12 protein-coding genes are annotated in these 14985 nt (G+C 50.8%); all 12 read right to left on the bottom strand.

The genetic code is table 11. The features are described from left to right. Positions 1-40: 40 nt before the first annotated feature. Positions 41-2845, bottom strand: a complete 2805-nt coding sequence (gene ileS / locus D5269_RS12905; protein ID WP_120485927.1) for an isoleucine--tRNA ligase — start codon at positions 2843-2845, stop codon at positions 41-43. Positions 2846-2892: 47 nt separating this feature from the next. After that, positions 2893-3669, bottom strand: a complete 777-nt coding sequence (locus tag D5269_RS12900; RefSeq protein ID WP_120485926.1) for a DivIVA domain-containing protein — start codon at positions 3667-3669, stop codon at positions 2893-2895. A gap of 44 nt (positions 3670-3713) precedes the next feature. Next, the gene (locus D5269_RS12895; protein WP_120485925.1) at positions 3714-4481 is read right to left on the bottom strand and encodes a YlmH/Sll1252 family protein; all 768 of its coding nucleotides are present in this window, start codon (positions 4479-4481) and stop codon (positions 3714-3716) included. Further along, the gene (locus D5269_RS12890) at positions 4481-4936 is read right to left on the bottom strand and encodes a cell division protein SepF (RefSeq protein WP_016317809.1); all 456 of its coding nucleotides are present in this window, start codon (positions 4934-4936) and stop codon (positions 4481-4483) included. The genes D5269_RS12895 and D5269_RS12890 overlap by 1 nt, the downstream gene beginning before the upstream one ends. A 108-nt stretch (positions 4937-5044) precedes the next feature. Then, complete coding sequence (locus D5269_RS12885; protein WP_120485924.1) at positions 5045-5752, bottom strand: YggS family pyridoxal phosphate-dependent enzyme; 708 nt, start codon at positions 5750-5752, stop codon at positions 5045-5047. Then, a complete protein-coding gene (locus tag D5269_RS12880; protein ID WP_120485923.1) occupies positions 5706-6980 on the bottom strand; it encodes an HlyD family efflux transporter periplasmic adaptor subunit in 1275 nt (424 codons plus the stop codon). Before D5269_RS12880 ends, D5269_RS12885 begins: the two co-directional genes overlap by 47 nt. 4 nt (positions 6981-6984) lie before the next feature. Then, the gene (hfq, locus tag D5269_RS12875; RefSeq protein ID WP_016317806.1) at positions 6985-7227 is read right to left on the bottom strand and encodes an RNA chaperone Hfq; all 243 of its coding nucleotides are present in this window, start codon (positions 7225-7227) and stop codon (positions 6985-6987) included. 162 nt (positions 7228-7389) lie between these two features. After that, complete coding sequence (gene miaA, locus D5269_RS12870; protein WP_016317805.1) at positions 7390-8343, bottom strand: tRNA (adenosine(37)-N6)-dimethylallyltransferase MiaA; 954 nt, start codon at positions 8341-8343, stop codon at positions 7390-7392. Position 8344: 1 nt separating this feature from the next. Continuing rightward, entirely contained in the window at positions 8345-10285 is a 1941-nt protein-coding gene (mutL, locus tag D5269_RS12865; RefSeq protein WP_147407986.1) for a DNA mismatch repair endonuclease MutL, read from the bottom strand. 23 nt (positions 10286-10308) lie between these two features. Beyond that, the gene (gene mutS / locus D5269_RS12860) at positions 10309-12924 is read right to left on the bottom strand and encodes a DNA mismatch repair protein MutS (protein WP_207709131.1); all 2616 of its coding nucleotides are present in this window, start codon (positions 12922-12924) and stop codon (positions 10309-10311) included. A 49-nt stretch (positions 12925-12973) separates the two neighbouring features. Next, on the bottom strand, positions 12974-13381 hold the full coding sequence (locus D5269_RS12855; RefSeq protein WP_016317802.1) for a YlbF family regulator: 408 nt from the start codon (positions 13379-13381) through the stop codon (positions 12974-12976). A 29-nt stretch (positions 13382-13410) separates the two neighbouring features. After that, on the bottom strand, positions 13411-14823 hold the full coding sequence (gene miaB / locus D5269_RS12850) for a tRNA (N6-isopentenyl adenosine(37)-C2)-methylthiotransferase MiaB (protein WP_243150806.1): 1413 nt from the start codon (positions 14821-14823) through the stop codon (positions 13411-13413). Positions 14824-14985 lie beyond the last annotated feature (162 nt).

Below are 14985 nucleotides of genomic sequence, written 5' to 3'. Positions count from 1 at the left end.
CTGCGCCAGTTAAAGGGTCTCTTTAACTGGCGCAACAGAATTAACCAATAATCCCGGCACAGCGTGTACACAGGGTTGGATGCCGTTCGTCCTGACCAACTGTGTCGCTGTATGTCCAGCAACGCGGGCAGGGTTTTCCGGATGCGCGGGTTACATCAATCGAGAAGCTCGATAGGAACGGAACGGTTCCCTGGAAACTCCCTTTTCCATCAGTACGGATTTCTACCTGAGAAACAATGCAGATAGTAGCCAGATCCGTTTCATCCAGATCAATGTGAGCGGCAAAATCGTCCGGCACATAAAGAACGACCTTTGCTTCGAGAGATTTGCCGATGACCTTGGCATTTCGGGCCGATTCCAGCGCTTTCAGCACATCATCACGCAGCATATGGATACGGTTCCATTTTTCCATAAATGCTTCATCCGAAACATTGTCGATACAGACCGGCATCTGGTTGAACATCACCGAGCTGCTATCATAATTTGTGTCTTCCGGCAGGAAACTCCAGATTTCTTCCGCAGTGAATGGGATGAGCGGTGCAAGGATCACATCCAAACCACGCAGGATGGTATAGATTGTTGTCTGTGCCGCGCGGCGGACGAGCGAGCCGGGCGCTTCCACATAGAGCCGATCCTTGATGACATCCAGATAGAAATTGGACATGTCAATCGTGCAGAAGTTGTGCAGCGCGTGATAGACAATATGGAATTCGAACCGGTCATAACCGCCGGTTGCTGTTTTGATCAGCTCATTAAACCGCGCCAATGCCCATTTATCCAGATCTGTGAGCTGGTCAACCGGCACTATATCCTTGTTTGGATCAAAGTCAAAAAGGTTGCCAAGAATATAACGTGCGGTGTTGCGGACTTTACGGTAAACCTCCGAGAGCTGCTTCAGAATATCGTTCGAAATGCGGATATCCGCATGGTAATCCGAAGAAGCAACCCACAGACGCAGAATATCTGCACCGTATTTGTCGTTGATCTCGCTCGGCTCGATCCCGTTGCCCAGCGATTTAGACTGTTTGCGGCCGTCGCCGTCAACCACCCATCCATGGGTACAGACCGCCTTGTACGGGGCTTTTCCCTTCCACGCAATCGAAGTCAGCAGCGACGACTGGAACCAGCCGCGATACTGGTCGGTTCCCTCGAGATAGAGATCCACCGGCCATCTCATCTCAGGATTGTCGAGTATCACCGAAGCATAGGTTGTACCAGAATCAAACCAGACATCCATGATGTCGGTTTCTTTGACAAACTCTTCTGCTCCACAATATTTGCATTTGGTTCCGGCAGGCAGAATCTCACCAGCATCAGTCGTATACCAAGCGTCCGAACCTTTTGCCCGGAACAGGTCGCTGACAGCCTGAATACTGGACTCATCCACATGGTATTTACCACAGTTCTTACAATAGAAAATGGGGATAGGGACGCCCCAAGTCCGCTGACGGGAAATACACCAATCACTGCGGTCGCGCACCATGTTAGTCATCCGGCCCTGTCCCCACGGCGGGATAAATTCGATCCCGTTGATCGCCTCAATCGTCTGTTCCTTAATGTCGTCGATCGAGCAGAACCATTGCTCGGTCGCGCGGAAGATGATCGGGTCTTTGCACCGCCAACAGTGCGGATACTGGTGGATGATCTTTTCAATGGCGAAAAGCGCATGCAGTTCTTCCAGTTTCTGTGCGATAGCCTTGTTGGCCTGATCGGTAGTCAAACCCTGGAATTCCCCAGCCAGTTCGGTCATTTTGCCCTCGTGGTCAACCGGTACAATGACCTTGATTTCGGGATAGTGCTGTGCGCAGACATCAAAATCCTCCACACCATGCCCGGGTGCAGTATGGACGCATCCGGTACCGCTTTCGAGCGTGACATGATCTCCCACGATCACCAGAGAATCCCGTTCGATAAACGGATGGCGGCATCTCATATACTCCAGCTCACTGCCGGGACAGGTTCCAAGAATCTCGTAGCTGCCGATTTTTGCAGCCTTCATCGAAGCCTCTACCAGCTCTTTCGCCATCACATAATATTCACCATTGGCAGAAACCACACAGTATTCAAATGCCGGACCAACACAGATCGCCAAGTTGCCAGGCAGGGTCCAAGTGGTGGTGGTCCAGATCACAAAATAGGTCTTGCTCAGGTCTTTGGCGCCGAGCGCTTCCAGCTTGCCGCCCTGATCATCGATTACATTGAATTTGACATAGATAGAATGGCAAGGATCCTCGGCATATTCAATCTCCGCTTCTGCAAGCGCGGTATCGCAGGTAGGACACCAGTAGACCGGTTTCAGCCCCTTATAGATATACCCCTTGTTGGCCATTGCGCCAAATACTTCCACCTGACGCGCTTCAAACGCAGGATTCAGAGTGAGATAAGGATTATCCCAGTCTCCAATCACCCCAAGACGCTTAAACTGTTCCCGCTGTACATCCACATAGTGCAGTGCAAACTCACGGCAGTGTTTACGCAGCTCAACTGGAGGAATATCACGCGAAACCCCTGTTTTTTTGAGCGCTTTCAATTCGATCGGCAATCCATGGGTATCCCAGCCCGGGATATAGGGCGCTTTGAATCCGTTTAAATTTTTGTAACGGATGATAATGTCCTTGAGCACCTTATTGAGTGCGGTACCCAAGTGAATGTCCCCGTTGGCATATGGAGGGCCATCATGGAACACATAGAGCGGTTTGTCCTGATTTTTCTCGAGAAGGCGCTGATAAAGCTTTTCTTCTTCCCATTTCTCAACCATTCCCGGTTCCTTTTGCGGCAGCCCTGCACGCATAGAAAAGTCTGTTTTTGGTAGGTTCAACGTTTTGCTGTAATCCTGCTCGGACATTGGATATTTCTCCCCTTATTTTGTCTAGTTTTCAGATCCGCCTGAACTTATCTTCTGCGCTTCTCATCGTCGCGCTTGATATCAAACTCTTTTCCAAATTTGAGCGGGCCGAATCGGGATTCTCTCCTTGGTTTTGGAGGCTCCGGTTCCGGCTCCGGTTCATAATAAGGCTCCTCTTCTTCACTGTATTCCAACCCTTGTTCGGAATATTGCAAAGTATCATCATCTTCCTCTGGCTCTTCCTCCGGCAATGGTTCCTCCTCAAGAACTTCCGGTTCATCATAGACCAGTGGGTCTGGATTCCGCACCGGCTCTGTGGGCGGTGGAGTGGTATCCGCCACAGGTTTTGGTGAAAATTCGGCATTGACCAGATCATCATTGACAGGGATTGAGCTGATTAACTCGAGGTGCTGTTTGTAAAGCATCTGCAACTTACTGCGAAAAGCGGCGACCTCTCTCTGCATTCGAATAAATGCATGTTGTTCCCGCTCAATCGCTCGTTTGGCATTTTCACGCAGGAGGTTGGCCTGGGCATTCGCATCCTCAATAATCGAAGCTGCCTTCGCTTTTGCGTCGCGTACAACACTATCCCCCAGTTTCTGGGCACCTAAAAGTGCCGCCCGCAAACTCTCTTCGTCCCTTTTATACTCCTCCAGTTTTTCAGCCAAGATCATCAATTTTTTTTCGAGCTCCTGCTTTTCTATGAGCAGTTCGTTCATCTCCCCCGCCACCTGGCCGAGATAGCTTTCGACCTCCTCCATCCGGTAACCGCGCCCCATTGCCTTATCAAACTTATGATTGGCAATCTCGTTCGGATTCAGCACAACAAGTTTCCTCCCTTATATTTCAAAATCTGGTCATGTCCAAATCAAATGTACTTTTTAAAGAGCAGACATAAACGTCCCTTACGGGTACTGCCGGTCTCCAGTGCGAACAGAAATTTCCCATATCCCCTGATGCTGATAATATCCCCGGCATGAAGGATGTGTGCAGTTTCCCCTATCGTCAGCCCATTTACTGACACAAGCTGTGCACGCACTCTCTGCGCCGCCTTTTCCCTCGAACAGCCAACAACTGCGGCAACAATACAGTCCAGCCTCGTTGCACTAACATTGATATTTTTATCCTGATATTGATGCAGGGCCGGGAGCTGTTCCGGAAGCCCCTGCGAAACCTTTACACCCCAGCGTCCCACTTTGGTAAGCTCGGACAAAATGACAGGCGCAACTGACTTTGCTGCAAACAGCACAGCACGTCCTGGTTCCAGAAGAATATCCCCTATTGCTTCCCGCCGGAGTTCCAGCCCCATAAGGGAACCGAGAAGGTCCCGATGGCCGACCGAATCCTCCAGACGAAACCTCAATGTGAGCGGAACGATCGGGAATGCATCGGGATCCGGCTCCTCGTAAGGTGGAAATACGCCTAACATTACCCGTTCGCTGCCGGGGTGCCCTCCAAAAAATAGAAAACTGCGATGGCTTTGTCCACTGGTGATCTGGCGCGCCAGTGTGGACTGATGCATGTCCAAAAAACCGCTGAACCGTGGAATGTACTTTTGTTCCGCAATCGTAAATAAATCCAGAATATGCGCAGCGAACGCTCTATCCTGCCTGTCGTTGATAGAAGCGGGATGCATCAGAAAAATACGCCGCTGCTTTCTAGTTCATCAAGCAGGTCACCCATGATGTCGACATTATAAGGTGTGATAATATAGGTGCTGTTTGCGACCCGTTTGATCTGTCCATTGTTCGCATAGGCAACACCAGACAAAAAATCGATCAGTCTGCGGGAAACATCTTTATTAGTGGATTCCAGATTCAGCACAACCGTACGTTTGCTATTCAGATGATCAGCAACTGAGGAAGCGTCGTCAAACCGCTCAGGCTTAACCAGCACAACCTGGAGCTGGGTGGTCGCATGGATATTGACGACCTTGTTCCCGCGTTTTCCTTCGGAGTGGATCGGCGCGGTTTCATTATTAAACGCTTCCGCGCGTGGAGATTCATTCCTGATAAACTCTACATCATCGTCATCGTAATATTCATCTTCAGGAATTCCAATGAAATTCTTGAATTTGTCCATAATACCCATAACAACATCCCTCTCAGTAATTTCGATTGCGGACACGCTGGACAGGGGTGGATAAAACGCAATCTATAAAAATGCAAGAAAAGCTGACCGGTCGCGGGCCGCCGCCGGTCAGTTATAATTTCTGCGCCCAAAGATCACGCTCCCAAGCCGGATCAGGTTGGAACCATGCTTCAACGCAAGCAGATAATCGTCTGACATACCCATAGATAAAAAATCCATACTGATATTATCTATTTTTTTTGCTCTAATGTCAATAAATAGTTTTTGTAAATCTGCAAAACAACGTTCTTTTTCGAGGTCAGAAGTAAAAATCGGCGGGATCACCATCATTCCCCGCAGATGCAGACGATCAAAACAGGCCGCTTGTGCAAGGAAATCGTCCAATTCGTCGGTTGAAACACCAGATTTTGTAAGTTCGTTCCCGATATTTACCTCTACAAGACAGTCCATTTCCCGATTGTGTTTTTCACACTGGCGCTGAATCTCTTTGGCGAGCGGAATGCTGTCAAGAGACTGTATCATCGTCACCTTGTCAATAATCTGGCGAACCTTGTTTGTCTGGAGATGCCCAATAAAGTGAATTTCTACATGTTCTTTCTGGTAAGCATCATATTTGGCACAAAGCTCCTGCGCCTTATTTTCTCCAAGCAGTGTGACCCCGCATGCGATTGCCTCGTTGACCCGCTCAGGCGGAACGGTTTTCGTCACTGCCATCAAGCGCACATCAGACGAGCTGCGTCCGCATTGTGCGCAGGTTTCAGCAATGTTGTCATGTATCCGATTCAGAATCTCCTGAATTGTTTTTGTCTGTTCCATTGCGTTTGTGCCCCCCTTCTATGATAACTTCGTCATATTGCTGCAATCCGACATAAGTTCCGTTTTCATAGTATTCCGGATCAACCTCCCTGCAAAGGACATATCCGACATCCTCATAAATCACAGTGATCGGGCGGAAAATCCGTTTTTCTCCCATGTTGATATAGACGCCCTTCTGGATACCGGAGAATCGTACCGCCGATTTGCTGACCCGCAGCCCGGTAATGGATTTGAAGCTGACATCCGCTTCGGTCACCCGCAGATTGATAAGGGCTTCATTGATATAATCACAACGGAATACCACCACCGTTTCCGGGGCGCCACCCGATGGGTTGACTTCTTCGATCGTTGCCGGAACGGGAGAAACACCGCTGATATTAAAATCCAGCGTCACGCTGCTTCCTTCCCGGTACCGATCCGCATCTTGGGATTCAATAATGACCGCATAGTACCAGTTGTGGTCGGTCATCAGCTTTCCGACCCGGTCGGACGGCGTTTCCAGAGACGGACGGGAGGTGAGATGCCGGATGTCCTCTGGCGTCAGCTCATCCAGCTCTTTGAGATCAACCATGTTTTCCAAACCGTCGATCGTCCGCATAAAATAACCCTGTTTAGGAGAGGAGATCGTCTCCGGCTCTTCCTGAATCTGTCCCTGAAAGTAAGCTTCTTCTGCCTCAATCAGTTCAATCGCATCATGGTAGTTTTCCTGTTTTCCGGTTGCAATCTGCTTGGTATTCATCAGCACAAGAAGGTTATCCGATGAACCAGATAATCCAGTGAGATTGTCCGATTGAACCGCATCAATAATCGCACCGACCTCGCTGGCGATCTGTTTGTTCAGTACATCGGTGTGCGCATAGGAGGTGGTACCCGGATCCTGCGCCTTCTCCAAAAGCAGGCGCCGATTTTCCAGCTCACGCAGTTTCTGGACATTCTCAGCATCGGATTCACTATAATAAACCTCTGCAATTAGGGAATCCTTGGAAACCTTAGTTCCATCTCCCACAATGTAACTCGCGACCCCATCTTCAACAATCTTATCCTCCAGTAGAAATTCTTCACGAAGGACAATCCCTGAAACGCGAACAGTCTCCGCAACGGTATAAGGATAGGTCGTTTCGGTCTGGTACTGGTCGTTCAGATAGCGATAAAAATAAAATCCGATAAAGAGCGCCAGTCCGGTTAAAATCAAAAATACCAGCCATTTTTGAGCTGCACTTGCTTTCATTTGGTTAGTCCTGCTGCTCTGCTTCTTCGATCTCCAGTGTCCGGATGTGGCGCGAGGGGGTAACGGTAGAAATTGCGTGCTTGTAGACAAGGTTTTGCCGGCCGTCACAGTCCAAGATCACGGTAAACGAGTCAAAGCCGCGAACAATCCCTTTAAACTGAAATCCGTTTGTCAGATACATAGTGACCGGAACCTTTTCCTTCCTTGCCTGGTTCAAAAAAACATCCTGAAGATTCAACTGCTTCATGCTTTCCCCTCCATTTTTTCAGAGTATTGTATTATGCCTGTGTAGCAGGCAGTGTTGTTCCACATGCATTTGATTCTAAATGCGGAAACTGCTTTTCCAGCTATTATCTATTTTTGGCGGGTTAAAAACAAGCAGGATTGCTGTGTTTCTACACCTATTATATCATAAGATACCACTTTTGTGAATCGCATTTTTTGCCAGATCAACCAGTTCATCCTGATTTTCGCATTGATCTACCAGCAACCATTCGATGCGGGAATCCCGGCGGAACCATGTGAGCTGCCGTTTTGCATAGTTGCGCGTTGCCTGTTTCAGCCGGTCTATACAGCTTTCAAGAGAGTCTGCACCATCCAAATACGGCTGCAATTCCTTATATCCAATCGCCTGACGGGCGGTCCCTCCGTAGATCCGGCTGATCTGCCTTGCCTCTTCAACCAGCCCTGTTTCGAGCATCCGATCAACCCGTAAGTTAATTCGGTCGTATAACATCTGTCGGTCACTGTAGCTGATTCCAAGCATACAGAGCGCATAGTTTGAAGGCTTCAGGCGGGATCTTCGCTGATGTTCAGTCATTGTGATCCCAGTCAGTTGGTAGACCTCAAGTGCACGCAGAATTCTGCCCAGATTTCCCGGATGCAGCCGATCGGCAAGCTCCGGGTCGTTCTCTCGCAGTAGATCGAGCATATATTGGTTGCCGCGTTCGGCTGCAAGGGTTTTTAGTGCATTTCGGACTGCCGGGTCACTGCGGATTTCGGTAAAATCCAGATGATCCACAACTGCATGGATATAAAGGCCAGTTCCGCCTGCAAGGATTGGGAGCTTTCCCCGTTGGTGGACTTCGCGGATCGCCTCATGCGCAAGACGGGCATAATCCACAACCGAAAACGAGGTCCGATCAGGCGGGACAAAACCAATCAGATGATGTGGAATTCCCTTCATTTCGGAGGCATCCGGCCTGGCGGTCGCAATCTGCATCTGCTGGTAAATCTGCATCGAATCAGCGGAGATCACTTCCCCGTCGAATGCCTGTGCAAGCCGGACTGCAAGCGAGGTCTTTCCGGAAGCGGTCGGGCCAGCTACCACGACCAGCGGTATTTTTGTATGCTTCTGTTCCATGTCAGCCCAACCTGCCAAATTTTTTTTCAATTTCCCTGCGCGCCATGCGGATTGCGACCGGGCGCCCATGCGGACAATGTCCAACATTCCCATCCTGCTGGAGCAGCCGAATCAACTGCTCCAGAGTAGGTGCCGGCGTTCGGTCATGCGCTTTGATTGCTGCGCGGCAGGCGATCCTGTGGTAAAGCTCCTCCAACTGGCCTGGCAGCAGATTGCCGTTTGCACAGGAAAGGCGCTCCGCGAATTCAGTCACAAGGCCAGGCAGATCGGCATCGGCAAGGATCGGTGCAACCTCCCGTACCAGAACAAAGTGATCTCCAAAATCCTCGGCGGTAACTCCCACCCGGGAAAGCAATGTGAGATGTTCGGTTACAAGCGCATGCTCTTCCGGAGAAAGCTGTACCGAAACAGGCGTCAGCAACAGCTGTCGTTCCTCCGCCAGTCCTCCTGCTGCCAGACGGTTGAAGAGCAGCCTTTCATGCGCAGCATGCTTGTCCACCAGAATCAGTTCATCCCCATTTTGCAGCAGAAGATAGGTGTCGAACAGCTCCCCGATCAATCGGGCACCATCATAAAGAGTTTCAGCAGAAGTCTCGCCCGGAGCCGAAGCTTCGGGTGGTTCCAAATGGATTTCAGAGATGACAGGAGCCGGCCAGGATGATGTCTGGGCCACTTTTTGCAGAACCGGAACAGGGGATTCTACCGCCAATACCGCTTCAGGAGAAACCCTGATTCCCGGAAAGCGAACAGGTGCTGACGGTTTGACAGAATCCATCTTTTCGGTCTGGTCATAGACTGGCTCACGGGCTGATTTGAGATGCTCCACCTTCTGCGCAAGCGTCATCCGATAGGCATCAGCACTCATCCGCTGTTGAACCGGAGCGGCAGGTTTGGCGACCTCCCTTTTCGATGGATTCTGTTGGAGGTCCTCCGCCTTCAGTTCCGGCGCAAGATTGGCGATTCCAAGCGCTGTTTTGCATCCGTAATAGACCAATTGAAAGATACTTTTTTCGTCCGCGAACCGCACCTCGATTTTGGCCGGGTGCACGTTGACATCAACTGTCTGGGGTGGGATAGTAAGGTTCAGCACACAAGACGGATATTTTCCTGTCATCAATGCGTTGCGATAGGACTCCTCCAGTGCCGCCATACAGGTCTTGGATCGGACAAACCGGGTATTGATGAAGAAATTCTGCATGGATCGCGAATTCCGCGCAGATGTCGGTTTGCAGATCACCCCATCAACCATGCAGCCTTTCGACTCATAATGTACCGGGAGCAGATTTTCCGAAAATTCTTTACCAAATACGCACCGCACAGCTGAAAGAAGGTGGCCATCCCCAGGGGTTTGAAACCGGACCTGTCCATCCCGGATCAGCTTAAACCCGACTCCCGGATATCCAAGCGCAGCTTTTTCGACCGCTGCGGCTACGCTGTTCCCCTCTGAAACATCCTTTTTCAAGAACTTCATGCGGGCAGGTGTATTGAAAAAGACGTCGCGAATGGTGATTGTCGTTCCGACCGGGCAGCCCGCATCCTCGAGAGATTCTTCCTCTCCACCCGAGATGGTATAGAGGGTTCCGACTTCCTCTTCGGCGGCGCGGGTCAACAGTTCTACCCGGCACATCGCCGCAATCGAGGCGAGCGCTTCCCCACGGAATCCCATTGTTGTGATCTGCCCAAGGTCGTCACGTTCCCGCACCTTACTCGTCGCATGACGGAGAAATGCCTTGGCAACATCCTCCCGCTCGATTCCACTTCCATTATCAGTAACCCGGATATAGGAGATGCCGCCGCGTCGGATTTCGACCGTCACACTGCTGGCTCCCGCATCGACTGCATTTTCCAGCAGCTCCTTCACGATGGACGCCGGACGTTCAACTACCTCACCCGCAGCGATCAGTTCTGCGACCTGTTTTTCCAGAACATTGATTTTGGCCACACCGCCCACCTGCTTTCTTTTTGTTATTCTTTCAACAGCCCTTTGAGCTCAAACAGCTTGTTCATCGCTTCGATGGGGGTGAGTGTATTCAGGTCAATCACACGCAGACGTTCCTCCACTTCAGACGGAACAACTGCCGCAAAAGAAAGCTGAGAATTTGCGGATTGTTTTTGGGGCTGCTGGGAGTTCGAATTGGAGACCGGCCTGCCGCTCTCCAATTGTTCCAACACCTGACGGGCCCGTTTGATGATCCATTCCGGCACACCGGCCAGTTTGGAAACCTCAATCCCATAGCTGTCGTCCGCGCCGCCTGGCACAATCCGGCGCAGAAAGGTGATCTCATCCCCGCGCTTTTTGCAGGCAATGTTGTAATTTTTAATACAGGAAAGCTGCTGTTCCAGCGCAGTCAGCTCGTGATAGTGAGTCGCAAACAGGGTTTTCGCCCCAACCAGCTTTAGATCTGCAATATATTCTATCACAGCGCGGGCGATGCTCATGCCGTCAAATGTCGAAGTCCCCCGCCCGATCTCGTCAAGCACCAGCAGGCTTTTGGATGTGGCTGTCTTCATGATCTGCGCCACTTCGGTCATCTCGACCATGAAGGTCGACTGTCCAGCAGCGAGATCATCCGATGCGCCAACCCGGGTAAAGATACCGTCCACTACTCCGATCACAGCCGAAGCAGCCGGGACAAAGCTTCCGATCTGGGCCATCAGCACGATCAGCGCAGTCTGGCGCATGTAGGTGGACTTCCCCGCCATATTTGGCCCAGTGATAATCGCAATCAGCCTGTCCGACCGGTTGAGCAAGGTATCGTTCGGAACGAACGGAACACCTCCCATCAACCGCTCGACTACCGGATGCCGACCATCCTTGATGGTGATGCCATCTGACAGATTGACTTCCGGACGGCAGTAGTTATTTTCGACTGCAACCACCGCAAATGAAACATAAACGTCCAGACGAGCGATCGCATCCGCTGTCCTCTGGATCCGCTCGAGCGCTGCTGATACCCGTCCCTGTATCTCCTCAAACAGATTCGCTTCCAATACAGAAATCCGCTCTCCTGCCGAAAGAATTTTTTCTTCCAGCTCTTTCAGTTCCTGTGTGATATAGCGCTCTCCGTTGGCAAGGGTCTGCTTACGGATATAGTGATCGGGCACTTGTCCAATGTAGGATTTCGAAACTTCTATGTAATATCCAAATACCCGATTATAACCGATTTTCAATGTTTTAATCCCCGACCGCTCCCGCTCAGAGGACTCAACCCCAACCAGAACCTGCTTGGTATTCTGCACCAGTTCACGCAGCTGGTCAAGCTCGCTGTTGAAGCCGTGTCGGATAACGCCGCCATCTTTCAGAAGCGCTGGCGGTTCCTCCACAATGGCGCCCTCCAGAAACGCACAAAGATCTTCCAGAGGGTCGATTCGCTCGAACACCTGCCGGAGAAATGCGCTCTGGCAATCGGAAAGCAGCTGCCGCAGCTGCGGCAGCACGCGGCATGTGGATTCCAAAGACTTATATTCGCGTGGACTTGCATTTCCATAGACAATCCGAGTCATTAGACGCTCAAGATCAAAGACACCGCCAAGCAGCTCGGACAGATCACAGCGCAGAATGGTATCCTGGTAAAGCTCATCCACCGCGTTAAGGCGTTTGTCGATGGCTGCCGGATTCAGAAGCGGTTTCTCAAGGAAGCGGCGCAGCATCCGCTTGCCCATCGCAGTTTTGGTTTTGTCGAGCACCCAGAGCAACGTTCCGCGTTTCTCCCCGGTCCGCATTGTCTGAACCAGTTCCAGGTTGCGCCGGGTATTGAGATCGAGCATCATATACTGCTTTGCATTGACAAAATGTACTTCCGTAATCCGCTCCAGCCCTTTCCGCTGGGTTTCATAAAGATAGGCGAGCAAGGCTCCCAGGGCAGACACCGAGAGCGTCTGCTCCAGACCGAGAGAGACAAGCGTACGAGAAAAATGCCGCTCGATCAGTTCCCCAGCATTTTGGGGATCGAACCGTTCATTGTCACAAAGATCAGCAACGCACCGCAGTTTTTCCTTTAAAAAGGAAGTCACCCGGGTCTTATCGAGCAGCCCCTCATTGAAAATAACTTCACTCGGGCTGTAACGTCCCAGCTCATTGATCAGCGATTCGGTCTCTTCGGCTGTGAACTGGCAGACTGACACCTGGCCGGTTGAACTGTCAGCGCATGCCAACCCCCAACCTTGTTCCCCACAGAAGATGCAGGCAATATAGTTGTTGACATCCTCTGCAAGCATATTGCTTTCGATCAGGGTGCCGGGAGTCACCACCCGGATGACCTCCCGTTTCACCACCCCTTTAGCATCGGCGGGATTTTCCACCTGTTCGCAGATCGCCACTTTATAGCCTTTCTTTATCAGCCGGGAGATATACAGATCGCAGGCATGATATGGGACACCGCACATTGGCGCACGTTCCTCCATACCGCAATCCCGACCGGTCAGGGTTAATTCCAGCTCTCGGGAAGCGGTGATTGCGTCATCGAAAAACATCTCGTAAAAGTCTCCCAGACGGAAAAACAGGATATGATCCCGATGCTTTTTCTTGACTGAGAAATATTGCTGCATCATCGGCGAGAGCTTTTCGATATTGATTTCCATCTGGGCAACCTCCGGCTTCCTCTAAAACTGCTGTCTGCGAAAAACAAAATCAGTGACATCCGCCACAGGTCGAGCAAGAGCCCGAACATCCAGCCTGCGGCTCCTGGATCAAATCCGGATTTTCTCCGCTGATGCTGCCGCGCAGAATCTCCATCACATACTCGACCATCGCGTCCATCTCATTTTTGGCAGTGTTGAAGGCTGCCATGCTCTGATTGGACATGATTTTATTGTAGAGATCCCTGGTCTCCTCATTCAGTCTGGCTACTTTTTCCTGATCCCGCTCGGCCTTACTGACCTCGCTGTTCAGGTCAACCCGCTTGAGGTTGAAGTCCCCTATCAGCTTTTGCAGCTGCTCATCGTCATCGTTCGTCTGCTGGGCAGCCATCATCCGGATAAACCGTTCGTCCTGCTGAATTGCTTTTCCAAGTTCCCTCGCGGTTGCAATAACATCCATTTTCATAGTCTCCTTTTTTGACTTTCATTTCATTTTCCAAACAAAGCCCAGTTCAGTGCGCGCTCGATTTTAACTTCGACAAAACTGCCGATCATCTCCGGCGGGCCCTGAAACTCGACAATGTCATTTGAAACCGTACGGCCGGAGAGCCACCCTGCTCCACTGCGGCCGACCCCATCGGCGAGTACCCTCAGCGTCCTGCCGATACAATGATTCTGCTGTTCCTCCCGGATCGCCGACTGGATATCCAGAAGTTCCCGAAGCCAGCGGGACTTTTCCGCTTCCGGAATGGGATCGTCCATCGAAGCAGCTTTGGTCCCTGTTCGTGGAGAGTAGATAAAGGTATACAGGGTGGTATATCTCACCCTCTTGACCAGCTCGACAGTCTGCTCGAATTCTTCGCGGGTTTCTCCCGGAAAACCAACGATGATGTCGCTGGAAAAGGTTACATCCGGGATTGCCTGACGTGCATAGCCGATCAGGCTGAGATATTCCTCCACCGTATAATGCCGGTTCATCGCACCTAACACCCGGTTGCTCCCGCTTTGTACCGGGAGATGGATGTGGTTGCAGACCTTGTCGCATGCTGCAATCGTATCAATCAGCCTGTGGGTGCAGTCCTTTGGGTGGCTGGTCATAAATCGGAGGATAAAGTCCCCGTCGATGCGGTTGATCTCCCAAAGCAAATCGGAAAAATCAACCTGCTCATCAAGCGTATATCCGTAGGAGTTGACATTCTGTCCGAGCAGGGTAATCTCCCGATAACCCATCTCGACGAGCTGCCGCGCTTCGGCAAGCACGTCCTGAGGGCGCCGGCTGCGTTCCCGTCCCCGCACATACGGAACGATACAGTATGTGCAAAAATTGTTGCATCCATACATAACCGGCAGATTTGCCTTGATCGCCCCATCTCGCTGAAGCGGGATACCTTCGATGATTTCACCAGGACTGTCCTCAATAGAAAACTGCCGTTTCTGTCCCGAAAGCCGATTGTATAACAGTTCCGGAAGCGTATGGAGCGCATGGGTTCCAAAAACAAGATCGACGTAGGGGTAGCTCTGTTTGATCTTTTCGGCAGCACTCTGCTGCTGCATCATACAGCCGCAAAGCCCAATCAGCATTCCCTGCCGCTTTTGTTTGACCGGCTTGAGCGCACCGACATTTCCAAATACCCGATCCTCGGCATTTTCCCGAACCGCGCAGGTATTATAGATCACCAGATCCGCAGTTTCGGGAGAATCCGCAGGACCATAGCCGATCTCCAAAAGCATACCACTGATCTTCTCCCCATCGCTGACATTCTGCTGACACCCAAATGTATGGACATATGCGAGCGGTGGATGGTCATATCGTTCAGCAAGCAGATTTTTTGCCTTTTGGGCAAATGCTTTTTGACGTATAAGCAGTTCAGAATCCATATCCAGTCGTTTGATTTCAGACAAATTTGATCCTCCAAGCTGTAAGCATATTGGTTTATTATATCATTTTTCAACAGAATATTCAAGTATTCTTCCCATCCAGGTCAGGGCAGGTCAGGGCAACAGCATTTGAAATTATCCAAAAAGGATATCAAGAAGACGCTGTGGATTCAAGGCGGCGGCAAA

Source organism: Anaerotruncus sp. 1XD42-93 (assembly GCF_009917605.1).
GTDB lineage: Bacteria > Bacillota > Clostridia > Oscillospirales > Ruminococcaceae > Anaerotruncus.
The sequence above is the reverse complement of the archived record's forward strand: the minus strand, read 5'-3'. Positions and strand labels throughout refer to the sequence as shown.